The 25,424-nt window shown below is 42.7% G+C and carries 23 protein-coding genes, 1 other RNA gene and 1 other annotated feature; of the genes, 20 read left to right on the top strand and 4 right to left on the bottom strand.

Features of this window, described 5'->3' with window-relative positions:
* The first annotated feature begins 21 nt into the window (after nt 1-21).
* Together tgt and yajC are read left to right on the top strand one after the other, a co-directional pair.
* Nucleotides 22-1,167, top strand: coding sequence for a tRNA guanosine(34) transglycosylase Tgt (gene tgt / locus C6344_RS08130; protein ID WP_060596874.1), 1,146 nt, complete (start codon nt 22-24; stop codon nt 1,165-1,167).
* Nucleotides 1,168-1,214: 47 nt separating this feature from the next.
* Nucleotides 1,215-1,481, top strand: coding sequence for a preprotein translocase subunit YajC (gene yajC, locus C6344_RS08125; protein ID WP_003216659.1), 267 nt, complete (start codon nt 1,215-1,217; stop codon nt 1,479-1,481).
* Between the two features lie 49 nt (nt 1,482-1,530).
* Here the strand turns inward: yajC and C6344_RS08120 are convergent, their stop codons facing one another.
* Nucleotides 1,531-1,908 carry a TIGR04086 family membrane protein gene (locus C6344_RS08120; protein ID WP_034661565.1) on the bottom strand — a complete coding sequence of 126 codons (378 nt, stop codon included), beginning with the start codon at nt 1,906-1,908 and terminating at the stop codon, nt 1,531-1,533.
* Between the two features lie 164 nt (nt 1,909-2,072).
* Here C6344_RS08120 and C6344_RS08115 point away from each other — a divergent pair, with 164 nt between their 5' ends.
* Entirely contained in the window at nt 2,073-2,735 is a 663-nt protein-coding gene (locus tag C6344_RS08115; protein ID WP_060596873.1) for a DUF421 domain-containing protein, read from the top strand.
* A 1-nt stretch (nt 2,736) separates the two neighbouring features.
* On the opposite strand, the gene spoVB is transcribed toward C6344_RS08115, so the two are convergent.
* A complete protein-coding gene (gene spoVB, locus C6344_RS08110; RefSeq protein WP_095285508.1) occupies nt 2,737-4,287 on the bottom strand; it encodes a stage V sporulation protein B in 1,551 nt (516 codons plus the stop codon).
* Nucleotides 4,288-4,402: 115 nt separating this feature from the next.
* Between spoVB and C6344_RS08105 the strand changes: the two genes are divergently transcribed.
* The 8 genes from C6344_RS08105 to dtd all read left to right on the top strand — a co-directional run bounded on the left by C6344_RS08105 (nt 4,403) and on the right by dtd (nt 13,857).
* Complete coding sequence (locus C6344_RS08105; RefSeq protein ID WP_003216788.1) at nt 4,403-4,699, top strand: post-transcriptional regulator; 297 nt, start codon at nt 4,403-4,405, stop codon at nt 4,697-4,699.
* 41 nt (nt 4,700-4,740) lie between these two features.
* A complete protein-coding gene (gene secDF / locus C6344_RS08100) occupies nt 4,741-6,969 on the top strand; it encodes a protein translocase subunit SecDF (protein WP_060596871.1) in 2,229 nt (742 codons plus the stop codon).
* Between the two features lie 187 nt (nt 6,970-7,156).
* Nucleotides 7,157-7,645 carry a cation:proton antiporter regulatory subunit gene (locus C6344_RS08095; protein ID WP_066030599.1) on the top strand — a complete coding sequence of 163 codons (489 nt, stop codon included), beginning with the start codon at nt 7,157-7,159 and terminating at the stop codon, nt 7,643-7,645.
* A gap of 101 nt (nt 7,646-7,746) precedes the next feature.
* Nucleotides 7,747-8,100 carry a LapA family protein gene (locus C6344_RS08090; protein WP_106072392.1) on the top strand — a complete coding sequence of 118 codons (354 nt, stop codon included), beginning with the start codon at nt 7,747-7,749 and terminating at the stop codon, nt 8,098-8,100.
* Nucleotides 8,101-8,181: 81 nt separating this feature from the next.
* A complete protein-coding gene (gene recJ, locus C6344_RS08085) occupies nt 8,182-10,506 on the top strand; it encodes a single-stranded-DNA-specific exonuclease RecJ (protein WP_106036924.1) in 2,325 nt (774 codons plus the stop codon).
* A gap of 23 nt (nt 10,507-10,529) precedes the next feature.
* The gene (locus tag C6344_RS08080; protein ID WP_034661543.1) at nt 10,530-11,042 is read left to right on the top strand and encodes an adenine phosphoribosyltransferase; all 513 of its coding nucleotides are present in this window, start codon (nt 10,530-10,532) and stop codon (nt 11,040-11,042) included.
* 142 nt (nt 11,043-11,184) lie between these two features.
* Nucleotides 11,185-13,395 carry a RelA/SpoT family protein gene (locus tag C6344_RS08075; protein ID WP_060596867.1) on the top strand — a complete coding sequence of 737 codons (2,211 nt, stop codon included), beginning with the start codon at nt 11,185-11,187 and terminating at the stop codon, nt 13,393-13,395.
* Nucleotides 13,396-13,413: 18 nt separating this feature from the next.
* Nucleotides 13,414-13,857, top strand: a complete 444-nt coding sequence (gene dtd / locus C6344_RS08070; RefSeq protein ID WP_060596866.1) for a D-aminoacyl-tRNA deacylase — start codon at nt 13,414-13,416, stop codon at nt 13,855-13,857.
* Nucleotides 13,858-13,954: 97 nt separating this feature from the next.
* Here dtd and C6344_RS08065 read toward each other — a convergent pair whose 3' ends face one another.
* The gene (locus C6344_RS08065; protein WP_411170940.1) at nt 13,955-15,511 is read right to left on the bottom strand and encodes an N-acetylmuramoyl-L-alanine amidase family protein; all 1,557 of its coding nucleotides are present in this window, start codon (nt 15,509-15,511) and stop codon (nt 13,955-13,957) included.
* Nucleotides 15,512-15,672: 161 nt separating this feature from the next.
* Between C6344_RS08065 and C6344_RS18835 the strand changes: the two genes are divergently transcribed.
* The 5 genes from C6344_RS18835 to C6344_RS08045 all read left to right on the top strand — a co-directional run bounded on the left by C6344_RS18835 (nt 15,673) and on the right by C6344_RS08045 (nt 20,401).
* Nucleotides 15,673-15,843, top strand: a complete 171-nt coding sequence (locus C6344_RS18835; protein WP_003216250.1) for a YrzK family protein — start codon at nt 15,673-15,675, stop codon at nt 15,841-15,843.
* Between the two features lie 58 nt (nt 15,844-15,901).
* Nucleotides 15,902-16,141, top strand: a binding site (T-box leader).
* A 73-nt stretch (nt 16,142-16,214) separates the two neighbouring features.
* Complete coding sequence (hisS, locus tag C6344_RS08060; RefSeq protein WP_060596864.1) at nt 16,215-17,489, top strand: histidine--tRNA ligase; 1,275 nt, start codon at nt 16,215-16,217, stop codon at nt 17,487-17,489.
* Nucleotides 17,490-17,507: 18 nt separating this feature from the next.
* Complete coding sequence (aspS, locus tag C6344_RS08055; protein ID WP_106039645.1) at nt 17,508-19,286, top strand: aspartate--tRNA ligase; 1,779 nt, start codon at nt 17,508-17,510, stop codon at nt 19,284-19,286.
* A gap of 77 nt (nt 19,287-19,363) precedes the next feature.
* Nucleotides 19,364-19,544, top strand: a non-coding RNA gene (gene ssrS, locus C6344_RS08050) — 6S RNA.
* 92 nt (nt 19,545-19,636) lie between these two features.
* Nucleotides 19,637-20,401 (top strand): tRNA threonylcarbamoyladenosine dehydratase, encoded by a 765-nt coding sequence (locus C6344_RS08045; protein WP_044140034.1) that lies wholly within the window; start codon nt 19,637-19,639, stop codon nt 20,399-20,401.
* 33 nt (nt 20,402-20,434) lie between these two features.
* On the opposite strand, the gene C6344_RS08040 is transcribed toward C6344_RS08045, so the two are convergent.
* Nucleotides 20,435-21,700: a replication-associated recombination protein A gene (locus C6344_RS08040; RefSeq protein WP_106072860.1), complete on the bottom strand. Its 1,266-nt coding sequence runs from the start codon at nt 21,698-21,700 to the stop codon at nt 20,435-20,437.
* Nucleotides 21,701-21,906: 206 nt separating this feature from the next.
* Here C6344_RS08040 and cymR point away from each other — a divergent pair, with 206 nt between their 5' ends.
* From cymR to C6344_RS08020, 4 genes are all read left to right on the top strand, one after another.
* The gene (cymR, locus tag C6344_RS08035) at nt 21,907-22,326 is read left to right on the top strand and encodes a cysteine metabolism transcriptional regulator CymR (protein WP_012010726.1); all 420 of its coding nucleotides are present in this window, start codon (nt 21,907-21,909) and stop codon (nt 22,324-22,326) included.
* 18 nt (nt 22,327-22,344) lie between these two features.
* The gene (locus tag C6344_RS08030) at nt 22,345-23,487 is read left to right on the top strand and encodes a cysteine desulfurase family protein (protein ID WP_106031246.1); all 1,143 of its coding nucleotides are present in this window, start codon (nt 22,345-22,347) and stop codon (nt 23,485-23,487) included.
* A gap of 95 nt (nt 23,488-23,582) precedes the next feature.
* On the top strand, nt 23,583-24,701 hold the full coding sequence (gene mnmA, locus C6344_RS08025) for a tRNA 2-thiouridine(34) synthase MnmA (protein WP_060596862.1): 1,119 nt from the start codon (nt 23,583-23,585) through the stop codon (nt 24,699-24,701).
* Nucleotides 24,702-24,761: 60 nt separating this feature from the next.
* Entirely contained in the window at nt 24,762-25,415 is a 654-nt protein-coding gene (locus C6344_RS08020) for a tetratricopeptide repeat protein (RefSeq protein WP_106036922.1), read from the top strand.
* Nucleotides 25,416-25,424: the final 9 nt, after the last annotated feature.

Below are 25,424 nucleotides of genomic sequence, written 5' to 3'. Positions count from 1 at the left end.
CAAAGACAGGAGGGCTCATTTTTGTCGCAATTACCGATACGTTATGAGTTCATTAAAACATGCAAACAAACAGGTGCACGACTAGGACGCGTTCATACACCGCACGGCTCCTTTGAAACACCTGTATTTATGCCGGTAGGTACACTGGCTACAGTCAAAACGATGGCACCTGAAGAACTAAAGGCAATGGATGCAGGCATCATCTTAAGCAATACGTACCACCTATGGCTCCGTCCGGGTCATGACATTGTGAAAGAAGCAGGCGGGCTGCACAAATTTATGAACTGGGATCGAGCGATTCTGACCGATTCAGGCGGATTCCAAGTATTCTCTTTGAGTGAATTTAGAAAAATTGAAGAAGAAGGCGTCCACTTCCGTAATCACTTAAACGGAGACAAGCTGTTCCTTTCTCCTGAAAAGGCCATGGACATCCAAAATGCGCTTGGCTCTGATATTATGATGGCATTTGATGAATGTCCGCCATATCCAGCAGAGTACGACTACATGAAACGTTCTGTGGAGCGGACAAGCAGATGGGCAGAGCGCTGTCTAGAAGCGCACCAGCGTCCAGAGGATCAAGGGCTGTTTGGAATTGTCCAAGGCGGAGAATACGAAGAGCTTCGTAAACAAAGTGCAAAAGATCTGGTTTCACTTGATTTCCCAGGCTACGCCATCGGAGGCTTATCTGTTGGTGAACCAAAAGATGTGATGAACCGTGTACTGGAGTTCACAACGCCATTGTTACCGGCAGACAAGCCAAGGTACTTAATGGGTGTCGGCTCACCAGATTCCTTAATTGACGGTGCCATTCGCGGTGTAGATATGTTTGACTGCGTATTGCCGACGCGAATTGCAAGAAACGGCACCTTGATGACAAGCGAAGGACGTCTTGTTGTGAAAAATGCAAAATATGAGCGTGATTTCAGACCAATCGATGAAAATTGTGACTGCTACACATGTAAAAACTACACACGCGCCTATATTAGACATTTAATCCGAACAAATGAAACGTTCGGAATTCGATTAACAACTTATCATAATCTTCATTTTCTGTTAAAATTAATGGAGCAAGTGAGAGAAGCTATCCGTGAGGATCGTTTAGGTGATTTTAAAGAAGAGTTTTTTGAACGTTATGGCTTTAACGAACCGAATGCGAAAAACTTTTAACGCATAAACGAAAGGCTTTATAATGCTTTAGAAAGGGGTGAAATAGAATGGATGGTGGTATGGGTTCAATCATTATGATTGTTGTCATGTTTGCTGTGCTTTACTTCTTGTTAATCCGTCCACAGCAAAAGCAACAAAAAGCTGTGCGTCAGATGCAGCAATCTTTATCAAAAGGCGATAAAATCGTCACAATCGGTGGTTTACACGGTGAAATCGACTACATTGATGAATCAAAAGTGGTCATCAAAACTAGCGAGAACAACCGTTTAACTTTCGATCGACGTGCTATTAGAGAATTAGCTGACAAAGGTTAATCCTCCGATACATAGCCATAAAAAAAGAGCGATATGATTCGCTCTTTTTTTATTTGCCTCGAAGATTGACGCCAATCATTCCGCCCAGCATACAAATCCCTAGAAATGCCCCATGATAGATAAACTGCTCTGGTGAAAAGGTTTCTCCAAACCCTAAATATTGAAATAAGAATACAGTGAGAGAAAAGATCATAGAAGTGATCGCGCCAATGAGCCAGCCGCGCTCCTTTGCTTTTCCTCCAGAAATGATCCCTCCTAATAAAAGTGCCACAAAGGACAAAATCATAATCATCCATTTAAACGATGATTCCTGCATACTTGTGAAGGTAAGCATGAGCGATACAAGTAAACTTGTGACAATCATCACGATAAAAATGGCCATTAAGCCGGATAAAATCCCTTTTCCGATTTGTTTCGTTTCCTGCATGTGATTCGTCTCCTCTCCAATTGACCGAAGCTTGTCTTTTACTAAAATGTATTCACCATGAAGAAAAAATAGACATGTTTCTCACGATAAAAACAGAGGCTTTCTTTTCTACATAAATAAAGTGTTTTGACACAAGCTATGGTGGAGAAGGAGGTTTACATCACATGCAGGACATCTTGATTATCTCCATGAGAACAATCATTTTATATTTTCTTGTTTGGTTTATTTTTCGGTTAATGGGCAAGAGAGAAATTGGCGAATTGAGTATTTTAGATCTTGTCATTTTTATGATGATCGCAGAAATTGCAGTTCTCGCCATAGAAGAAGTCGAAGATCACATGTTACATACGGTATGGCCGATCCTGCTGTTAACCTTCATTCAAATCACACTCGCCTACCTCTCATTGAAATTCCAAGGTGTCCGGCGCTTTCTAGACGGCAAACCGGCCCTGCTCATCATCAATGGGAAAATCGACGAGGGTGCGATGAGAAAACAGCGATACAATTTTGATGACCTGCTTATTCAATTAAGAGAAAACAACATCGATAGCATTCAGGATGTCTCTTACGCCATTTTAGAGCCATCCGGAAAGCTTGCGGTCGTTGAAAAAGAAAACAAGCACACACACGGAGCGCTTGAGCTGCCACTTATTGCAGATGGTGTTGTACAGCACGATCATCTGAAGCAAATTAATCAAAATGAACAGTGGCTGAAAGATGAGCTTGCCAAAAGGGGCTATCATGAAATTGATCAGATTTCCTACTGCAGCTTTAATCAAAAGACATTTTATATTGATTTGAAAGATGAAGTGATCAAGAAGAGATGAGCTAAAGCAGTTTCCCAATGAATGGGAGGCGGCGAAGCTCTTCACGCTTCACTAGCCCTAGACAGATTAATAGAATGACATATAGCATACACGTAACAAAGATCAGCGTCACAAGCTCAATAGGGGCAGAAAAGAGCCCGTTTACTTGAGACTTCAGCCAAAGGCTGACAGCCCCGGTGCCGATGATCACAAGAACGCATATCCCATATTCCTTCATTGGTAAATGAATAGGCAGTACTTTACCGACAGTTGCCGCATGAAGCAGCGTGACAAGGACGATGCCGATTAATATCGCGAGTGCTGCCCCCATAATGCCAAAGCCCGGCTGTGAAGCAAGGACAAAAATCATCCCTGTTTTCACAACAGCACCTATCAGACTATTCGTCATCGCCGCGCCAGCTAAATTGAGTGCTTGCAGGACAGCTTGAAGCGGCCCTTGAAAATAATATAATAGAAAAAATGGGGCCATGAATTTCACATAGATAGCCGCATGCGATGAACCATACATAAAGAGCGTTAAATCTTCTGCATAAACGAAAAGAATAATACAGGAAATGCCTCCGCTGAGTAGACAAAGACGCATCGCCTGCTTCAGCCGGTATTCGACCGTTTTGCGTTTGTTCTGCTCCATTCCTTCACTGATCGCCGGGACCAATGCAGTGGATAGAGAGTACGTAATAAAGCTAGGCAGTGTCAAAAGGGTCAGCGCAAGACCAGTCAACTCCCCATACTGCCGTGTCGCTTCTACAGCCGCATATCCAGCAATAGCAAGACTTTGCGCGACAACTATCGGCTCTAAAAACCACGAAATATTCCCGATGAAACGGCTGCCTGTTGTTGGCAGGGCAATACTCATCAGCTGCTTAAACGTATCCTTACCGTCATGAATCGCCTTAAAAAATCGTTTTCGAATACGAATGGTCTTTTTATAACGAAAGGCAATCAGTAAATATGCAAGTGAAATCATCTCTCCAATGACAGATGAAATCATCGCACCAGCTGCCGCGTATTCAATCCCATAAGGAAGGAAAGCTGTTGTACATACTGCCACTAGAGAAATTCTTGCGACCTGTTCCAGTACTTGAGATATGGCAAGCGGGCTCATTTGCTGTCTGCCTTGAAAATATCCTCTCAGAACACTGGAAATGGCGATGACTGGGACAACGGGCGTAATAGCAAGAAGTGGATAGACCGTTCTAGGATCTGTCAGCATATTTTCTGCCATGATGGGTGCAAACCATAAAAAGAGCGGCGTGAATATCAGGCTGAGTGTCCCTGTTATCGCAAGGGACATGACTAGAATACGTTTAGTTTTCTGTTTGTCACCCCGGGCTTCTGCTTCTGCGACAAGCTTGCTAATAGCGACAGGCAGTCCAAATTGTGTCAGCGTCACAGCGAGAAAAAAGGTAGGGGCAGCCATCATATAAAGCCCGACTCCTTCTTCGCCAATGAACCTTGCAATCACAATCCGATTGACAAAACCCAATATTCTCGTGATAAAACCTGCTAAAATTAAAATAATCGTGCCCTTTAAAAACGTTTGCTTCGTCAAATCAAAGATCACCTGCCTTCTCAAACGACATAGAATCATATACAATAAGATATGCGTGTATATCGTCCAAGCATGACAAGTCTCTCGATAAAAACTGAAAAGGGGGAGCATCCCATTGACACAACATCCGGCTGCAATTTACAAAGACCATTTAAAGCCTTTTCTGTTCAGTAAGCTTGAAGAATTCATCGTTTTGGGCTATAAAGATGTAGATTTAGAGGAATTATGGTCATACTTAGAGAATAAGAAGTGGAAGAAAAAACAAGAGTATCCGATTCATGAAATGGTTGCAGATATTTTATCTGTGAAAATTGGCGAATTTATGAACTATGCAACCGTTCAGTCGTTTAAAACGTCTGCTTTTTTGGACAGTGAAGATGGCAAGAATATGCTAGATGAACTGTTGAAATAAGCCATCTTAATGGATTCAGGTGTTTAAGGAGGAAATACATAATGAAAAAAGGGCGCATTCTTGCGTTTTTCTTAGTGGTTCTGTTAATCGGAACTGGCGTAGGCTTACTAACAAAGCCTGTTGCGAAAGATATGACGCTAGGGCTGGATTTGCAGGGTGGATTTGAAGTCCTGTATGATGTACATCCAGTGAAAAAAGAGGACAAGATTACAAATAGTGTCCTCGTCAGTACAGTGGAGGCTTTAAACCGAAGAGCCAATGTGCTAGGTGTAAGTGAGCCGAACATCTCGATTGAAGGCAACAATCGTATCCGCGTGCAACTTGCGGGGGTAAAAGATCAAAACAGAGCTAGGGAGATTCTTTCCACTGAAGCACAGCTATCCTTCAGAGATACGAATGATAAAGAACTCCTAAACGGGGCTGACTTGGTCGAAAACAGTGCAAAACAAACATTCAGTCAAACGAATGAGCCAATTGTGACGGTTAAACTAAAGGATGCGAAAAAATTTGGTGACGTCACAAGAAAAGTAGCGGCGATGGCGCCGAATAACCAGCTTGTCATTTGGCTTGATTACCACAAAGGAGATTCCTTCAAAAAAGAAGTCTCAAAATCAAACCACAAGTATGTCTCTGCGCCGAATGTGAATCAAGAAATTAACAGCAGTGACGTGCAAATTGAAGGGAAATTTACTGTCCAAGAGGCAAAAGACCTTGCAAGTATTTTAAATGCTGGGGCATTGCCAGTGAAATTAACTGAAAAGTACTCCACATCAGTGAGTGCGCAATTTGGTGAACAGGCATTAAATGAAACTGTCTTTGCAGGGATTGTGGGAATTGCCCTCATTTTCTTATTCATGCTTTTTTATTACCGAATACCTGGTCTTATTGCTGTCATCACGTTATCAACGTATATCTATATTACCTTACAGGTGTTTGACTGGATGGGTGCTGTTCTGACACTTCCTGGAATTGCGGCACTGATTCTTGGAGTAGGGATGGCGGTTGATGCCAACATCATCACATATGAACGAATCAAAGAGGAGCTTAAGCTCGGTAAATCTGTCCGTTCTGCTTTCAGGTCAGGGAACCGCCGATCATTTGCGACCATCTTTGATGCAAACTTAACGAGTATTATTGCAGGGGGCGTCCTTTTCTTCTTCGGGACAAGTTCTGTAAAAGGGTTTGCGACTATGCTGATCCTTTCCATCTTAACAAGCTTTATTACGGCTGTATTCCTATCAAGATTCCTTCTTGGACTGCTTGTGGAAAGCCGCGCGCTCGATCGCAAGAAAGGCTGGTTTGGTGTCCGTCAAAAAGACATCATCGATATTCATGAAACAACAGAAAATACTGAACCAAAAACACCGTTTGATAAATGGGATTTTGTCAGCAAGCGAAAAGGTTTCATGATTTTCTCAGTAGCCATTACCATTGCGGGGATTATCGTCCTTTCGATTTTCAAACTCAATGCGGGTATTGACTTTGCAAGTGGTACAAGAGTAGACATTCAAAGTGACCATAAGCTGTCAACTGCTCAAATTGAGCAAGACTTTCAAAAATTAGATCTTGATACAGATAGTGTTGTGTTATCTGGTCAAAAAGAAAATCAAGCAGCGGCAAGATTTGTTGGTGTGCCAAATAAAGAAAAAATCGCAGAAGTGAAAGATTACTTTAAAGATAAGTATGGTACAGAACCGAATGTCAGCACGGTGTCTCCTACTGTCGGAAAAGAACTTGCACGCAATGCTTTATATGCCATCATCATTGCTTCGATTGGGATCATTATTTATGTTTCCATTCGTTTTGAATATAAAATGGCCATTGCAGCGATTGCTTCCCTTTTATATGATGCATTCTTCATTGTGGCATTCTTTAGTATCACACGATTAGAGGTAGATGTGACCTTCATTGCGGCGATCCTCACGGTGATCGGGTATTCGATCAATGACACGATCGTGACGTTCGATAGGGTTCGTGAGCAAATGAAGAAACGTAAACCAAAAACGGTAGAAGATCTATCTTACATCGTCAACTTGAGTTTACAGCAAACCTTTACACGATCTATCAATACGGTACTCACTGTCGTAATTGTTGTGATCGCACTGCTTATCTTCGGATCGGCGTCGATTACAAACTTCTCCATCGCCTTACTTGTCGGTCTGTTAACAGGGGTGTACTCATCTCTATATATCGCAGCACAAATTTGGCTCATGTGGAAAGGCCGTGAGTTGAAAAAGCCGGCGAAGATTGATACTGAGCAAGATATTTAATTGAGAAAGGCTGCCTTTTTGGCAGTCTTTTTTCTATAGATTTCCCGAGAATAAGTCGATTCGAAAAAAACATTTCGGGTATCATTGATCTTGAAATGGTCTTTTGCTATAATGACATACGTTTAGAGCAGTATAGAAAGCAAGTGTCCGTTTGAGGCATTTGGCTTTATTCATTGGAGGGGCTGTTATGAAGGTTCGGGAAACTGAACTGCCAGGTATCGGTCACAAAGCCGAAATGATCACAAGAAATAATGAGAAGCTTGCCATCATTACACACGATGACGGCAGAAGAGAAATGTATCATTTTCAAGAGGACGACCATGAAGAATCTATTTCTGGTATTTTGCTAAACGATGAAGAAGCAAGACAAATTGCAGCTATTTTAGGCGGCATGGTATATAAGCCGAAAGCGCTTGAAACTGTAGAGGTAGCCATTGATGAACTGATGATTGAATGGTTTAAGATTGAAAAGAATGCACCAGCTGTTCAGCAGACAATCGGAGACCTCAATGTCCGCCAAAATGATCAAGTAACAGTCATCGCTATCGTGAGAAAATCACATGAGAAGATGTTAAATCCAGGACCTGATACGGTCATTGAAGAAGGGGATACCCTTGTTATTTCTGGAGAAAGACAAGAAATAAAGAACCTCATTAAAGAAAAACTCAGCAGCTAATCATGCCCATGCTGATAGATTTTCTTCCGCTATTTTCTTTCTGTGTTTAAAAAGGACAAGGAAAAGGGAAGAATAAAAGAAAAAGCTTGGGGGATATGTAGATGAACAAACAACAATGGACCATCATCTTCGCATTTATTTTCGTATTAATTGTCTCAGTATTTGCCGTGATCAATGTGCGGCCAGTGCAAGTTGACTACTTATTTGGAACGGCTGAATGGCCGCTGATTCTTGTCATTATTGGTTCTGTGCTAATGGGCGGACTCATTGTGGCTTTCGCAGGGATTTTCCAAATTGTGAAACTAAAACGTGAACTAAAGGCTTTAAAAGCTGAGCGTGCAGCCGCACCTGCACCTGCTGCTTCGAATAAAAAGATCGACAAAGACGTTCAAAAGAAACCGAATGTGACGCCTTTAAAAGAACAGCCAGCATCATTTAACCGGAAGGAAAAATAATCTTCCAGCACAATTTCATAAAATTAAAATTGAAACCCCTCAGGCCACTCTAGTATAATAGTGTGGTTGAGGGGTGAATTTATGTTATTATCCAAAATGCGCTGGGAATATGAACATCCAAGCGAAGAAAAAGTGAAATCACTCTCTGAAAATCTGAATATTTCAGCGCTGACTGCATCGCTTCTTGTAAAAAGAGGACTCGAAGAAGTAGAAGAAGCGAGGTCTTTTTTATTTGATCAAAAAGCCGAATTTCATGATCCATTTCTATTAAAAGGGATGAAAGAAGCAGTAGAGCGCATCAACAAAGCGATCGAAGAGCAGGAATCGATTGTGATCTTCGGAGACTATGATGCGGATGGTGTGACAAGTACGTCTGTGCTTTTACATACATTAAAAGAGCGGTCTGCGAAAGTAGACTTTTATATTCCAGATCGATTTAAAGAAGGCTATGGGCCTAATGAACAGGCTTTTCGATATATCAAAGAGCAAGGCGCATCGCTTGTCATCACGGTCGATACAGGCATTGCAGCTGTAAATGAAGCACGTATTGCAAAAGAAATAGGGTTAGACCTGATCATTACAGATCACCATGAACCAAGTGAGGAGCTGCCTGAGGCACTTGCAATTGTCCATCCTAAGCAGCCGGGCTGTGAGTATCCCTTTAAAGAACTTGCCGGTGTAGGCGTAGCGTTTAAAGTGGCACATGCACTTCTTGGGAAACTGCCAGCTCAGCTGTTAGATCTTGCGGCAATTGGGACAATAGCGGATCTTGTGCCGCTTCATGATGAGAATAGATGGCTCGCCAAAAAAGGGCTTGTGCAGCTTCGACAGTCGAATAGACCGGGGCTGAAAGCGTTATTGAAAGAAGCGGGAGCTACTCTTGAAGAAGCAAATGAAGAAACGGTCGGCTTTCAAATTGCGCCAAGGCTGAATGCTGTAGGGCGAATTGAGCAGGCAGATCCAGCTGTTCATCTTCTCATGACAGAGGATAAGGATGAAGCAGAAGAGCTCGCTCGTTTTGTACAAGAACTCAATAAAGAACGTCAAAAAATTGTGAGTACAATCACAGAAGAAGCCATTCAAATGGTTGAAGAGACAGGTGATGACCAGTCTGCGATCGTTGTAGCGAAAGCTGGCTGGAATCCGGGTGTTGTCGGAATTGTTGCCTCTAAATTGACGGATAGATTTTCTCGTCCGGCGATTGTGCTTGGAATAGATGAAGAGACGCAAATGGCAAAAGGATCAGCGCGGAGTATTCCTGGCTTCGATCTATTTTTCCATTTAAGCAAATGCCGTGACATTCTGCCGCATTTCGGCGGGCACCCGATGGCTGCGGGTATGACACTTCGAGCGGATGATGTTCCTTTACTAAGAGAAAGATTAAATCAATATGCGAATGAAACGTTGACAGAAGAAGATTTTATTCCGATTCAGCGGGTCGATGCCGTATGCAAGGTAGACGAATTGACGGTTGAAGCGATTGAAGAAGTGGGGATGCTGTCACCATTTGGCATGCAGAATCCAAAGCCGTTCATCATGATTGAAGATGCGAGGCTTGAAGAGATCCGAACGATTGGGGCAAATCAGAATCATATTAAAATGTCTCTGAAAGACGAAGACAAGCTGCTTGACTGTGTCGGTTTTCATCAAGGCCAATTAAAAGAAGAAATTGTCACAGGTAGCCGCATTTCCGTCATTGGTGAAATGTCCATCAATGAATGGAATAACCGGAAGAAACCTCAGCTTATGCTAAAAGATGCCCGAGTAGATGAATGGCAGCTGTTTGATTTGCGCGGCAAAAAGGATTGGGAAAAGACAATCTCCACGCTTGATCCAGAAAAATATGTGGTGGTCTGTTTTGACGAAGAAACAAAACAGGAAGTCAATATCCCAATTTATCATGTCCATGCAGAAAATGTTTCAACGTTCGATGTAGAGGGCAAGTATATCGTCTTTGCGGATGTTCCTGCAGATGAGCATTTGCTAAGGCGACTTTTAGAAAACCAAAAGCCAGCTAGAGTTTATACGGTTTTTCAAAGAAAAGAAGATCATTTTATGTCTTCTTTCCCTAGCCGTGATCAATTCAAATGGTTTTATGGATTCTTGTTAAAACGAGGAAGTTTCCCCCTCAAAGAACAAGGAATGGAGCTTGCCAAACATAGAGGCTGGACAAAAGAAACAATCATTTTTATGACAAAGGTGTTTTTTGAACTCGGTTTTGTTAAAATAGAGAATGGTGTGCTGTCAATAGTACGTGATGCCCCTAAAAAAGATTTAACGGCATCAGCATCCTATACAGCAAAACAACGATTGATGGAACTCGATCAAACACTAACATATTCCTCAGCCAAAGAGCTGAAGGAATGGCTGAATAGCATGATGAGCGAAGTCTCACCTGTGCTTTGACGTACGAGGAGGAAAAGGAAAAGATGGATTTAAAACAATATGTGACAGTTGTACCTGACTACCCAAAGGAAGGTGTACAATTTAAAGATATTACAACGTTAATGGATAAAGGCGAAGTGTACCGTTATGCAACGGATCAAATCGTTGAATACGCGAAGGAAAGAGACATTGATCTCATTGTTGGACCTGAAGCGCGTGGATTCATTATTGGCTGCCCTGTAGCATACGCACTAGGTGTAGGTTTTGCACCAGTTCGTAAAGAAGGAAAGCTTCCTCGTGAAGTCGTTAAAGTCGATTACGGCTTAGAATATGGTAAAGATGTATTAACGATTCATAAAGATGCGATTCGTCCTGGTCAGCGTGTCCTGATTACAGATGACTTACTTGCGACTGGTGGAACAATTGAAGCATCCATCAAGCTTGTAGAGGAATTAGGCGGCGTTGTGGCAGGAATTGCATTCTTGATTGAGTTGACGTATCTGGACGGCAGAAAGAAGCTTGACGGTTACGACATCTTGACGTTAATGCAATACTAATGGAGTTTTACGCAAAAAGCACTCGGTAAGAAGGGTGCTTTTTTCCTATCAAAAATCTTTTAGCGGACTTCTTCTCTTTACATCTATCGAATTTTTCTTGATAATAAACTACAATACAGTTTTCATTTAAAAAGGTGATTCCATGGCGAACGAACAAGTTTTAACGGCGCAGCAGGTCATTGACAAGGCAAGAGAATACCTGTCCGCTGAACATATTCAATTTATAGAGCGAGCATATGAATATGCTGAAAATGCACACAAGGAGCAATACCGGAAATCTGGTGAGCCTTATATTATCCATCCAATTCAAGTGGCGGGGATTCTTGTTGACCTTGAAATGGACCCATCGACCATTGCAGGCGGTTTCCTGCACGATGTTGTCGAGGATACGGATGTGACATTACAGGATTTAAAAGAGCATTTTAACGAAGAAGTTGCGATGCTTGTTGATGGTGTGACAAAGCTCGGGAAGATTAAATATAAATCACAAGAAGAACAGCAGGCCGAAAACCATCGAAAAATGTTTGTGGCAATGGCGCAGGATATACGCGTCATCTTAATTAAACTGGCAGACCGTCTGCACAATATGAGAACGCTCAAACACCTTCCTCAGGAGAAGCAGCGAAGAATTTCAAATGAAACACTTGAAATCTTTGCACCGCTTGCGCACAGATTAGGGATTTCAAAGATTAAGTGGGAGCTTGAAGATACAGCGCTCCGTTACTTAAATCCGCAGCAATATTACCGGATCGTGAATCTCATGAAGCGCAAACGAGCGGAACGTGAGGAATACTTGGACGAGGTTGTTAATGAAGTGAAAGACCGTGTGTCAGAGGTGAACATCAAGGCTGAATTTTCCGGCAGACCAAAGCATATTTATAGTATTTATCGCAAAATGGTCCTGCAAAATAAGCAGTTTAATGAAATTTATGATCTGCTGGCTGTTCGTATTTTGGTTGACAGCATTAAAGACTGCTATGCCGTGCTCGGTATTATCCATACATGCTGGAAGCCGATGCCAGGCAGGTTTAAGGATTATATTGCGATGCCAAAGCCGAACATGTACCAATCCCTTCATACAACAGTGATTGGGCCAAAAGGTGACCCGCTTGAAGTTCAGATCCGTACAGTGGAAATGCATGAAATTGCAGAGTACGGAATTGCAGCGCACTGGGCATACAAAGAAGGAAAAGAGTCAGCAGAATCAACGGAGGAAGCTGTCTTCCAGAAGAAGCTCTCTTGGTTTAGAGAAATCCTTGAATTCCAAAATGAATCGACAGATGCAGAAGAATTTATGGAATCGTTAAAGATCGATCTCTTCTCTGATATGGTGTTTGTGTTTACACCAAAAGGAGACGTCATTGAACTGCCGTCAGGTTCAGTTCCGATTGACTTCTCTTACCGGATTCACTCGGAAATTGGGAATAAAACGATCGGTGCTAAAGTCAACGGTAAGATGGTCACGCTCGATCACAAACTGAAAACAGGTGACATTATTGAAATTCTGACATCTAAGCACAGCTATGGACCAAGTCAGGATTGGGTCAAACTTGCCCAAACCTCCCAAGCGAAGCACAAGATCAGACAGTTTTTCAAAAAACAGCGCCGTGAAGAAAATGTCGAAAAAGGCCGAGAACTCGTGGAGAAAGAAATCAAAAACCTTGAGTTTGATGTCAAAGACATTCTGACAGCTGAAAACCTGCAAAAAGTGGCTGACAAATTTAATTTTTCAAACGAAGAGGACATGTATGCAGCGGTTGGTTATAACGGAATTACTGCACTCCAAGTCGCCAATCGTTTAACAGAAAAAGAAAGAAAACAAAGAGATCAAGAAGAACAAGAGAAAACTGTTCAAGAAGTGACAGTAGAGTCAAAGACGTATCATGGGAAAAAACGAGAAGCAGGCGTAAGAGTCAAAGGGATAGATAACCTGCTTGTCCGCTTATCTAAGTGCTGTAATCCTGTTCCAGGTGATAGCATTGTTGGTTTTATTACGAAAGGCAGGGGCGTATCTGTTCACCGTGATGACTGTCCGAACGTGAAGACAGGAGAAGCGCAGGAACGGTTAATCCCAGTAGAGTGGGAGCATGAACAGCCTGCTCGAAACCGTAAAGAATACAATGTGGAAATTGAAATATTAGGATATGATAGACGCGGCTTACTCAATGAGGTGCTTCAAGCAGTCAATGAAACCAAAACGAACATCTCTTCAGTTTCTGGGAAGTCTGACCGTAACAAAGTGGCGACGATCCATATGGCGATCTTTATCCAAAACATTAACCATTTGCACAAAGTAGTAGAGCGCATTAAACAAATCAAAGACATTTACTCTGTTCGCCGATTCATGAATTAGAAAGGAAGTATATCGTCTATGAGGCTTGTAGTGCAGCGTGTGACAAGTGCATCTGTGAAGGTAGAAGAAGAGATCACAGGTGCCATCAATGAAGGGTATATGGTGCTCGTTGGTGTCACACATGAAGATACAGAAGAAGATGTGCTTTATTTAGCAGAAAAGCTTGCACATTTACGTATTTTTGAAGATGAAAACGGGAAAATGAATCATTCGTTATTGGATGTAAAAGGAAGCGTCCTGTCTGTGTCTCAATTTACCCTTTATGGTGATACGAGAAAGGGCAGACGACCGAATTTTATGAAAGCAGCCAAGCCAGATGCCGCGAACTCCCTTTACGAATGTTTCAATAAAGCCCTTAGAGAAAAAGGCATTCATGTAGAAACTGGCCGCTTTGGCGCGATGATGGATGTGTCATTGACCAATTCAGGGCCCGTCACCATCTGGATGGATAGCAAAGAATAGATTCGCTTTAGACTGTAGATAAACTCAAGCAGGAGTTTGTTTAGAGTCTTTTTCTTTTGCGATCAAACAAAAAAGAGGCGCAGAGGCCTCTTTCTTTTTAACGGAAATATTGTTTTAATCCTTCCGTCATTCCTTCTGTGACTCGTTCTTGGTAAGAGGCGCTATAAATGATCGCTTCCTCCTGAGGATTGCTTAAATAGCCGAGTTCATATAAAAGAGAAGGGCGTTTGTTCTCTCTTAAAACAAAATAATCTCCGAATTTGACACCCTTATCAGGGATTTGAGAGCGTTTAGCGACTTCTGTATGGACATTTGTCGCTAATTGCTGGTCTTTTGCTGCTTGATAATAATACGCTGTACTTCCTCTGACACTTGGGTCCATAAAACTATCATAATGAAGACTAATAAATGCATCTGCATTTCTGTAATGAGATGTCGCGACCCTCGATTGAAGGCTGATAAAAGTATCATCACTTCTTGTTAAATAGACATTTGCACCAGAAGCCCTTAATTTGCCTGCAAGTAAATTGGCGGTTTTGATGGTAATGTTCTTTTCAAATGCACCATCTGCGCCAATCGTGCCGCTGTCTTTTCCGCCATGACCAGGATCAAGAACAATCGTTTTTCCTTTTAAAGACCCAGTTCCAGACGATGAATCCTGCTGTGGTCTTGGTGCTTCGCTGCTATTTTTATTCGTTTGAACGACCCAGCTTGCCACATAACCAGTTCCGCCGTTTGATAGTGTCACCTCGTACCAGTCACCTTGCGTGCGAACAATTTGATAGGCAGCGCCTTTTGTGGCTCTTTCTGCAATTCCAGCAGAGGTAGAAGCGCTTTTTCGGATGTTGGTGCCATCGTAGACAATGTACGCTTTCTTTTGGGAAGACGAAGAAGATGAATTCTGTTCACCCGCCGAACTCGCTCCATTGCTTGTGACGATGTAATAGCTTGCAGCCCATCCTTTTACGCCTTTTGCCTCAATTTCATACCAGCCGTTCTGCTCGCGCAAAATGGTGATCTGTGCGTTGCGGGCAAGTGAAGCGACGACTTGTGCATTCGGTGCCGCCGATTGCCTTACATTCAAGCTCGATACGCCAACTGTGCCTGTCTGTTTAGAGCGAGAGGACTCGCCAGAGCTTGATTGAGAAGCTTTTTTGCCGCCTGAAACATAATCAGAGTGAACCCAGCCTACTGCTTGTTTATACGAAATTTTTGTCCATTCGCCGCTTGTTTTCAGCTTTTTAGCGGAAGCGCCTTGCGGGAAAGTTCCGATGACTTGATAGGAAGTCCCAGGGCCTGTCCGTATGCGAAGATCCGAGGCTGTCGATGTAATGGAACTGCTGCCTGATGCGCTCTGATTTTGCGCCTTTGGCTTAGCAGATTTTTGGCTGCCAGATGATGTGGTAATCAGCCATGAGACGACCCAGCCTTTTTGACCGTTTGACAATTGGATCTGCACCCATTCTCCTTGTTTAGTGAGAATGGGATAGCTTTCTCCGCGCTTCACAACAGCTGCGATTCCATAGCTTAAACCAGGGCCCGTTCTCACATTGATTTCATCTGTTGCAACCACAGCTTGATCTGTTTGTGCTGTAGCATGTGTCATAGGCAAAGTACTTGCGATGAGAACAAAACAGGTAAGAAGCATCAACATTTGATTGTGTTTTTTTAGATTCAAAACGGTGTTTTCCCCTCCCTTGTAAAACCGATGAATGTAAATTCGTTATGTAATGGACTAATTCCTTGCAGTTTCCCTAATAAAAATGAATCAATCTGTTTATACTAAATAAAAACGTGATAAAAGGATGTACAAACATGAGATTAAGCAGAAAATTAGGACGAGTGCAATATAATGGACACCGTGATATCGATCGCTGGCAGCACGACGAAATGGATCAACCAGGCTTCCTTGAAGAAACCGCATCTGAATACGGATGTACGTCAAAAGAAGAGCTGGAAAAGAAAAAGAGGCACGGCAAGGGTTGACAGAGTGGCAGCACCGACCTTATTATAATATAAATCAACACACTTGAAAATTTAAAATGTGGAACTGATGATAGAGAATAGTAGGGTAAATTGCGTGAGCAGAGAGGAATCGCCTTAGGCTGAAAGCGAATCCGCATGGCATTTATCACGAAAGAACACTCTGTAGGTTTCCTGCTGAACGCTCTAAAAATGAGTCAATAGGCGGAGAACGTGAATCTGCGTTAAGGATTTGAGCGGGAACATGGCTGGATCATGTTCCAACTAGGGTGGCACCACGGGTATAACTCTCGTCCCTACTATACACATAGTAGAGGCGGGGGTTTTTTATATGTCCACATAAAAAATGAATGATGGTCGTAGGAGGACGAAAAATGAGTTTTAATATTCCAAGAGGCACACAGGATATTTTACCTGGAGAGTCAGAACGCTGGCAGTATGTTGAACAAATTGCAAGAGATACATGTGCAGCCTTTCAATACAAAGAAATCCGTACACCGATTTTTGAGCATACAGAGCTGTTTGCACGGGGAGTAGGCGAATCAACCGATATCGTTCAAAAAGAGATGTATACATTTGAAGATAAAAAGGGACGCAGCATCACCCTTCGTCCAGAGGGAACGGCTTCAACTGTACGTTCTTATGTTGAAAATAAATTATTTGCACAGCCCGCGCAGCCAACAAAGCTGTATTACATTGGACCGATGTTCCGCTATGAACGTCCGCAAACAGGGAGATATCGTCAATTTTATCAATTTGGGATTGAAGCGATCGGTTCAAAGGATCCTGCCATTGATGCAGAAGTCATTTCACTTGCGATGAGTGTTTATGAGAAAGCAGGCCTTTCTAACTTAAAGCTCGTCATTAACAGCCTTGGTGACAAAGAGAGCCGTGCAGACTACCGCAAAGCACTTGTCGAGCACTTTGAGCCAAGAATTGATGAATTCTGTCATGACTGTCAAACCCGTTTACATCAAAATCCGCTGCGAATTCTTGATTGTAAAAAGGATCGTGACCACGAATTGATGGCAACGGCTCCATCCATTCAAGATTACTTAAATGAAGAATCACGGACTTATTTTGAAAAGGTCAAACAATACTTAACAGATATAGGCATTGAATATGTCGTCGATCCGAACTTAGTGCGCGGTCTTGATTACTACAATCACACGGCATTTGAGATCATGAGTAATGCAGAAGGCTTTGGCGCGATTACCACATTAGCCGGCGGCGGCCGTTATGATGGACTTGTTGAAGGAATTGGCGGTCCTGAATCACCAGGAATCGGTTTTGCTATGAGTATTGAGCGTTTCCTATCAGCAATCGATGCTGAAGGGATTGATCTTCCTCTGCAAGATGGCATTGATCTATACATTGCTGCACTCGGTGATGAAGCGAAGGATTACTCTGTTTCATTATTAAATCGTCTGAGAAAAGAAGGCATTTCAAGTGAAATGGACTATACAGGGAAGAAATTAAAAGGGCAATTTAAAGCGGCTGATCGATTAAAAGCCAAGTTTATTGCAGTCCTTGGTGAAGATGAGCTGGCGCAGCGCATTGTGAATGTAAAAGATACGACAACGGGTGAACAAATTGAAGTGAAGCTTGATGAGCTGATTCAAATGATGAAGGCCCACAAGAAGGCGTAAAGAAGGAGTGGAATGTTTGTGTTTGGTAGAACTTTTTATTGTGGAGAAGTAACAGAAGACCAAATCGGTCAAACCGTTGTATTAAAAGGATGGGTTCAAAAAAGACGTGACCTTGGCGGATTAATCTTTATTGATCTGCGCGACCGTACAGGGATTGTACAAGCTGTCTTCAATCCAGACCTATCAAAAGAGGCGCTTGAGACAGCAGAGTCGATTCGTAATGAATATGTCCTTGATATTAAAGGAACGGTTGTCGCAAGAGAAGAAGCAACAATCAACCCAAATTTAAAAACAGGGAAAATTGAAATTCAAGTCGAAACGGTCAGCGTGTTAAATGAAGCGAAGACCCCTCCTTTTGTGATTTCAGATCAAGCGGACGAGGTATCAGAAGATGTGCGCTTAAAATACCGTTACTTAGACCTTCGCCGTCCTGCTATGTTTGAAACGATGAAAATGCGACATGAAGTCACAAAAGCATTCCGCCATTTCTTAGATGACAACGGCTTTCTAGATATTGAAACACCGATTTTAACGAAGAGTACGCCAGAGGGTGCACGTGACTATCTTGTTCCAAGCCGTGTACACGAAGGAGAGTTCTATGCCTTGCCTCAGTCTCCGCAACTATTTAAACAATTGCTGATGGTCTCAGGGATGGATCGTTACTACCAAATTGCCCGCTGCTTTAGAGATGAAGACTTGCGTGCTGACCGTCAGCCGGAATTCACACAAGTCGATATTGAAATGTCCTTTATGAGTCAAGAGGACATTATGACGCTTGCCGAAGAGATGATGGCAAAGGTGATGAAAGATGTCAAAGGCGTAGACCTGACATTGCCATTACCTCGTATGACATACGATGAAGCAATGAATTCTTATGGATCTGATAAGCCAGATACACGTTTTGAGATGAAGCTTGTCAACATTTCAGATACGGTAAAAGATTCCGATTTCAAAGTCTTTAGCGGAGCTGTGAAAAATGGTGGAGCTGTGAAAGCCATCAATGTCAAAGGTGCTGCAGCCAACTACTCAAGAAAAGACATTGATGCCCTTGGTGCATTTGCAGCGAACTACGGTGCAAAAGGTCTAGCTTGGCTAAAAGCAGAAGGGACAGAATTAAAAGGACCGATTGCTAAATTCTTTGATGAAGCAAAGCAGGCAGAATTAAAGGAGCAGCTGCAAGTCGAAGAAGGTGACCTGTTACTTTTTGTTGCAGATAAGACGTCTGTTGTCCATGATGCACTTGGTGCCCTTCGCCTAAAACTCGGCAAAGAGCTTGAACTCATTGATGAGTCTCTATTCAACTTCTTATGGGTTGTTGATTGGCCGCTGCTTGAAAAAGATGAAGAAGAAGGCCGCTTCTATGCTGCCCATCATCCTTTCACAATGCCAGTACGCGACGATCTTGAATTAATTGAGACAAGCCCGGAAGACATGAAGGCACAGGCTTACGATCTTGTGCTGAATGGCTATGAGCTTGGCGGAGGTTCGATTCGTATTTTCGAAAAGGATATTCAAGAAAAAATGTTTAGCTTACTTGGGTTTTCAAAAGAAGAGGCATATGAACAATTCGGCTTCCTTCTAGATGCTTTTGAGCATGGAGTTCCTCCGCATGGCGGAATCGCGCTTGGTCTTGACCGCTTAGTGATGCTGCTTGCCGGCCGCTCTAACTTAAGAGATACCATTGCGTTCCCGAAAACGGCAAGTGCGAGCTGTGTGCTAACAGATGCTCCTGGCACTGTAAGCGAAGCGCAGCTTGATGAGCTAAGTTTAGCCATTAAAACAAAGGTAAAACAGTAAAATAGACGCATGGATATGGGCATGTAAACGCTTGAAAAAGCGGCATGCCTATGATATGCTTTCTTCAATCAATAAATAAAGTCCTGATACGTACGGTGGTTACCTAGTTTTGACCGAACATTTTTTTATACGGGAGCTTGCCTTTCCTTTCTGCATAAATGCCTCTTTAGAGGACTTATAAAGTCAGGAAGAAAGCACCCACCTGCATGGTGCGGGGTTCAAAACGAAGGAAAAGCTGGCGGCGTTGTCGGGACTTTTTTGTGTTTTTTTCTTTTTCAGAAGGATGACGAAGAAGTTTGAATATGATATGATTCTTTCGATTCATTTTAAATAAAGGTGGAGTGAGGCACTTGTTACATCAGTTTTCAAGAAACGAGCTTGCTATAGGCAAGGAAGGCTTAGATATATTAAAAAACAGTACAGTTGCAGTGCTTGGTGTGGGCGGCGTTGGCTCATTTGCAGTTGAGGCACTCGCTCGTTCAGGCGTTGGCCGTATTGTTCTTGTTGATAAAGATGATATTGATATTACAAATGTGAACCGTCAGCTTCCAGCATTGCTTTCAACAGTTGGTCAGCCAAAGGTTGACTTAATGCAGGCGAGAATCGCTGATATTAATCCGGAATGTGAAGTAGTTGCACTAAAGATGTTTTATACAGAGGAAACATATGAGCAATTTTTTGAATATCCGCTTGATTATGTGATCGATGCGTCAGATACGATTCACTATAAAATTCATTTAATGAAAGAGTGTCTGAAACGCAATGTGAACATCATTTCGAGTATGGGAGCAGCAAACAAAACAGATCCGACCCGTTTCAAAATTGATGACATTTCAAAAACACATACCGATCCAATTGCAAAAGTTGTAAGAACGCGTCTGCGCAAAGAAGGGATTCGTAAAGGAATTGAAGTCATTTTCTCTGATGAAAGTCCGATTGTGATTCGCGAAGATGTCAGAAAAGAAGTTGGAAATGATGAAGCGAAGATTCGAAAGGCACAAATGCCGCCATCATCCAATGCGTTCGTCCCGTCTGTTGCAGGGCTGATCATGGGTGGTCATGTCATTATGCAGCTCTTAAAAGATATTCCAATTACACGTGTGAAGGATAAATAAACAGCCCGCCTGCTAACATGCAGGGGGCTTTTTTTATTTTTGGCGTTTTAAATTCTCATATACCTGTTTCAGTGCGCCTTCAAATTTGCCTGTTTGCTTCGGTTCATAGTATTGCTTGTTTTTCAGCGGATCAGGTAAGTATTGCTGCTTCACCCAGCCGTTTTCATAATCGTGTGGGTATAAGTAATCGACACCTCTGCCGAGTGCTATAGCTCCTTTGTAGTGAGCATCCTTTAAATGAACAGGGATTTCACCAATTTTCCCTGATCGAATGTCACCCAGTGCCGCATCAACCGCCTTATATGCTGAGTTGGACTTAGGAGAAAGACACAGTTCAATGACTGCGTTAGCCAGCGGGATTCGTGCTTCCGGGAAGCCGACTCTTTCTGCTGTTTGAACAGCGCTTAACACACGAGGACCTGCCTGCGGACTAGCTAAACCAATATCTTCGTAAGCCATCACGAGTAATCTCCTTGAAATGCTTTCAAGGTCTCCTGCTTCAATCAGTCTGGCAAGGTAATGCAGCGCCGCATCTGCGTCAGATCCTCTAATGGATTTTTGAAAAGCCGAGAGGACATCATAATGAGCATCACCATTCTTATCATGTGAGAAGCTCTTTTTTTGTAAACATTCTTCTGCTGCGGCAAGAGTGATCATAATATGCCCAGCCTCATCTGCTTTTGTCGATAAGACAGCTAGTTCTAGCGCATTTAAAGCAGAGCGTACGTCTCCGCCGCATCCATTGGCAAAATGATTCATCGCTTCATCGTTCACTGTCACCTCATAACCGCCAAGCCCGCGATGTTCATCCTGTAACGCTCTTGTTAACGCAGCCTTGATTTGCTCTGTTTCAAGCGGTTTCAGCTCAAATATTTGTGTGCGGCTTCGGATGGCAGGGTTGATCGCATGATAGGGGTTAGCCGTCGTTGCGCCAATTAAAATGATCATGCCATTTTCTAAATAAGGAAGAAGGAAATCCTGCTTTCCTTTATCAAGCCTGTGAACCTCGTCTAAAATAAGGATGACTTGGCCGCTCATTTTCGCTTCAGCGGCGACAGCTTCCATATCCTTTTTGTTATGAATGACTGCATTCAATGTCCGAAACGCAATGCTTGTACTGCCAGCGATCGCGGTCGCAATCGATGTTTTGCCGATGCCCGGCGGTCCGTATAAAATCATCGAGGATAAATGTTTTGCCTCGACCATTCGTCTAATAATTTGACCTTCTCCAACGAGATGTTCCTGCCCAATGATGTCTTCAATATGACTTGGGCGCATCCGGTACGCTAAAGGTTTCATGATTATCTCTCCTAAAGCAATGTCTTGTTTGTATAGAGTACCGAAATTTCTTCAAATAGAAAAGGGATGCGTCCTCCTAAAGCGCAGAACCGGCAAATGAAAGTTGGCTGAAAGTATGATATAATTGCTTTTGGTCTATATATCAGTGTATATGAAATCAGAAAAATAATTGATGACATAGAATAGAAAACGCAGAGGTGTTTAACTTGAAAATTTCAACTAAAGGCAGATATGGTCTGACGATCATGATCGAATTAGCCAAAAAACATGGCGAAGGCCCCACATCATTAAAATCAATCGCTCAAAACAATAATTTGTCTGAGCATTATTTAGAGCAGCTTGTCTCACCACTTCGTAATGCCCGTCTTGTGAAAAGTATTCGCGGTGCATATGGCGGCTATGTTCTTGCACATGAACCAAACGAGATCACAGCCGGTGATATTATTCGAGTATTAGAAGGACCGATTAGTCCTGTCGAAGTCATCGAAAACGAAGAACCAGCAAAGCGTGAACTTTGGATTAGGATTCGTGATGCAGTAAAAGACGTACTAGACAATACAACTCTTGAAGACTTGGCAAGCTATACAGATGACGGGAATCAAGACGCGTATATGTTCTATATTTAGATCAGAGGTGTACCGGAAATGGAACGAATCTATTTAGATCATGCGGCCACAACGCCGATGGATCAGCGTATTGTGGACAAGATGATGCCTTACTTTACAGAGATATTTGGCAATCCCTCTAGTATTCATTCATATGGGCGCGAGGCAAGAAAGTGGCTCGATGAAGCAAGAGAAGTGATTGCAGGAGAATTACACTGTAAACCGCAGGAGATCATCCTCACAAGCGGAGGGACAGAGGCGGACAACCTGGCGATTACAGGTGTGGCCATGGCAAGACAGCATGAAGGAAAACATATCATCACAGCAAAAACAGAGCATCATGCGGTGCTGCACACATGTGAACGCCTAGAGAAGCTAGGATTTGACGTGACATATTTAGATGTGGATGAAACTGGATTGATTCATCTTGAACAACTAAAACAAGCACTGAGAGATGATACGATTCTTGTGACCATCATGTACGGCAACAATGAAACAGGTGTGATTCAGCCAATCAAAGACATTGGCGAGCTTTTACACAATCACACTGCTCATTTTCATACAGACGCCGTGCAGGCGTTTGGAACAATGCCAATCGATGTAGCAGACCTTCATATTGATCTTTTATCTGCTTCTGGCCATAAGCTAAATGGTCCAATGGGAACAGGCTTTTTATATGTAAACGAAGGCGTGAAACTTTCTCCGCAAATATTCGGAGGAGAACAAGAAAGAAAACGCCGTGCTGGCACTGAAAATGTGGCAGGGATCGTGGGACTTGCAGAGGCTGTTCAAATAACGAAGCAAAATAGAAGAGAAAAAGCCATGCATTATGGTAAGCTCAAAGAAATCATGCTGCAAGTATTCGAAGAGGAATCACTTACTTTCTCTATCAATGGGCACCCGAAAGAGACATTGCCTCATATATTAAATGTTCATTTCCCGGGCGTTTCCATCGAATCGTTACTTGTGAATTTAGATATGGAAGGAATTGCTGTTTCAAGTGGATCTGCATGTACGGCTGGATCCGTCCTTCCTTCGCACGTGTTAAGCGCCATGTATGGCGAAGAAGCAGACAAGCTGACGTCCTCAGTCAGAATAAGCTTCGGTCTTGGGAATGAAGAGGATCATGTGAAACAGGCGGCACGCAAGATAGCAGCTGTTGTCAAACGCTTAGCCAAATAAACGTTCCTCTTTTGTTCGTGTGTGAAAAATGAAACAGCCAGGCACCTGAAGAACGAAACGCACATGCTGTTTCATTGAAAATGGAGTTGATGAAGATGACAAAAAGACCAGAAGACACAAGAGTTGTGGTCGGTATGTCCGGAGGAGTCGATTCATCAGTTGCTGCTCTTATGTTAAAGGAGCAAGGCTATGATGTAATCGGCATATTTATGAAAAACTGGGATGACACAGATGAAAATGGTGTATGTACAGCAACGGAGGACTATGAGGATGTCATCCGCGTGTGTAACCAAATTGGAATCCCTTATTATGCGGTGAATTTCGAGAAGCAATATTGGGACAAAGTGTTTCAATATTTCCTTGATGAATATAAAGCGGGCAGAACGCCAAACCCAGATGTCATGTGTAACAAAGAAATTAAGTTCAAAGCGTTCCTCGAGCATGCATTGTCACTCGGTGCAGATTATTTAGCAACAGGCCACTATGCGCGCGTCGACAGAACTGGTGATGAAGTCAAAATGCTAAGGGGTCTTGATGCCAACAAAGACCAAACGTATTTCTTAAATCAGCTGACTCAGGAACAGCTTGATAAAGTCATGTTCCCAATCGGAGATTTAGAGAAGAAAAGGGTTCGTGAATTGGCAAAAGAAGCAGAGCTCGCAACAGCAACGAAAAAAGATTCAACGGGTATTTGCTTTATTGGGGAAAGAAACTTTAAAACATTCCTCAGTCAATATTTGCCTGCGCAGCCTGGCGTGATGCAGACAATGGACGGAGAAGTCAAAGGTGAACATGATGGACTGATGTATTACACGATCGGTCAACGCCAAGGTCTTGGCATTGGCGGCAGCGGTGATCCTTGGTTTGTCGTTGGAAAAGACTTGAAACAAAATATCTTGTTTGTTGAACAAGGTTTCCACAATCCACTTTTATATTCTGAAAGCATTTCAGCCGTCAATATCAGCTGGACTCGTCCTCATATTGTCGGCGAAAATGGTGAATTAACATGCACAGCCAAATTCAGATACCGTCAAGAAGATCACCATGTGAAGGTCAAAATGACAGGTGAGCAAGAAGCGATGGTCATCTTTGATGAACCCGTTCGTGCTGTGACTCCAGGACAAGCAGTTGTCTTTTATGATGGCGACGAATGCCTTGGCGGCGGAACAATTGACGATGTTTTTAAGGACGGTCAAAAGCTGTCGTATGTGTAACATGTTTTCAAAACCTCAACGTCGCTGTTGAGGTTTTTTAATGAAAGGATGAGAGAGCGAATGAATCATAACGAAATTGGCATAGAAGCCTTAAATCAAGGCAACATCGAAAAAGCAGCTGAAGCTTTTACGAAAGCCATTGAAGAAAGCCCAAAAGACCCGGTTCCATATATTAACTTTGCGAATTTGCTTTCAAGCATCAATGAATTTGAACGCGCGTTAAACTTCTTTCAAAAAGCCATTGAACTTGATCACGCCGCAGCTGCAGCCTATTACGGGGCAGGAAATGTATACACATTAAAAGAAGACTTTATGAAAGCAAAAGACTATTTTGAACAAGCACTACAAGCTGGCATGGAAAATAGTGATTTATTTTATATGCTGGGGCAGACGCTCATCAAATTAGAGCAGCCGAAGCTTGCGATGCCCTATCTTCAGCGTGCCATCGAACTGAATGAAGAAGATAATGAAGCAAGATTCCAATTTGGCATGTGCTTAGCCAATGAACAATTGCTGGAAGAAGCGGTGACAACCTTTACCGAGGTGGTCGCGCGTGATCCGCAGCATGCAGATGCCTTTTATAATTTAGGGGTTGCGTATGCATACTTAGAGAAAAAAGACGAAGCACTTGAGATGCTAGGAAAAGCCCTTGACGTGCAGCCTGACCATATGCTGGCACTACATGCGCAAAAGCTGATTCAAGAGGCAGAATAGACGGAAGGA

The organism is Bacillus sp. GBSW19 (assembly GCF_002998655.1).
Classification (GTDB): Bacteria; Bacillota; Bacilli; order Bacillales; family Bacillaceae; genus Bacillus.
Note: the sequence above shows the minus strand (reverse complement) of the source record. Positions and strands in the feature narration are given on the sequence as shown.

What these genes read in the sequence shown, in the direction of transcription:
- yajC (WP_003216659.1), top strand. Translation starts at nt 1,215, where the DNA reads ATGGATGGTGGTATGGGTTCAATCATTATGATTGTTGTCATGTTTGCT.
- dtd (WP_060596866.1), top strand. Translation starts at nt 13,414, where the DNA reads ATGAGGCTTGTAGTGCAGCGTGTGACAAGTGCATCTGTGAAGGTAGAA.
- C6344_RS08120 (WP_034661565.1), bottom strand. Translation starts at nt 1,908, where the DNA reads ATGCAGGAAACGAAACAAATCGGAAAAGGGATTTTATCCGGCTTAATG.
- C6344_RS08040 (WP_106072860.1), bottom strand. Translation starts at nt 21,700, where the DNA reads ATGAAACCTTTAGCGTACCGGATGCGCCCAAGTCATATTGAAGACATC.
- C6344_RS08115 (WP_060596873.1), top strand. Translation starts at nt 2,073, where the DNA reads ATGCAGGACATCTTGATTATCTCCATGAGAACAATCATTTTATATTTT.
- C6344_RS18835 (WP_003216250.1), top strand. Translation starts at nt 15,673, where the DNA reads ATGAGATTAAGCAGAAAATTAGGACGAGTGCAATATAATGGACACCGT.
- C6344_RS08095 (WP_066030599.1), top strand. Translation starts at nt 7,157, where the DNA reads ATGAAGGTTCGGGAAACTGAACTGCCAGGTATCGGTCACAAAGCCGAA.
- recJ (WP_106036924.1), top strand. Translation starts at nt 8,182, where the DNA reads ATGTTATTATCCAAAATGCGCTGGGAATATGAACATCCAAGCGAAGAA.
- C6344_RS08075 (WP_060596867.1), top strand. Translation starts at nt 11,185, where the DNA reads ATGGCGAACGAACAAGTTTTAACGGCGCAGCAGGTCATTGACAAGGCA.
- C6344_RS08090 (WP_106072392.1), top strand. Translation starts at nt 7,747, where the DNA reads ATGAACAAACAACAATGGACCATCATCTTCGCATTTATTTTCGTATTA.
- mnmA (WP_060596862.1), top strand. Translation starts at nt 23,583, where the DNA reads ATGACAAAAAGACCAGAAGACACAAGAGTTGTGGTCGGTATGTCCGGA.
- secDF (WP_060596871.1), top strand. Translation starts at nt 4,741, where the DNA reads ATGAAAAAAGGGCGCATTCTTGCGTTTTTCTTAGTGGTTCTGTTAATC.
- C6344_RS08030 (WP_106031246.1), top strand. Translation starts at nt 22,345, where the DNA reads ATGGAACGAATCTATTTAGATCATGCGGCCACAACGCCGATGGATCAG.
- hisS (WP_060596864.1), top strand. Translation starts at nt 16,215, where the DNA reads ATGAGTTTTAATATTCCAAGAGGCACACAGGATATTTTACCTGGAGAG.
- C6344_RS08080 (WP_034661543.1), top strand. Translation starts at nt 10,530, where the DNA reads ATGGATTTAAAACAATATGTGACAGTTGTACCTGACTACCCAAAGGAA.
- C6344_RS08065 (WP_411170940.1), bottom strand. Translation starts at nt 15,511, where the DNA reads ATGTTGATGCTTCTTACCTGTTTTGTTCTCATCGCAAGTACTTTGCCT.
- C6344_RS08020 (WP_106036922.1), top strand. Translation starts at nt 24,762, where the DNA reads ATGAATCATAACGAAATTGGCATAGAAGCCTTAAATCAAGGCAACATC.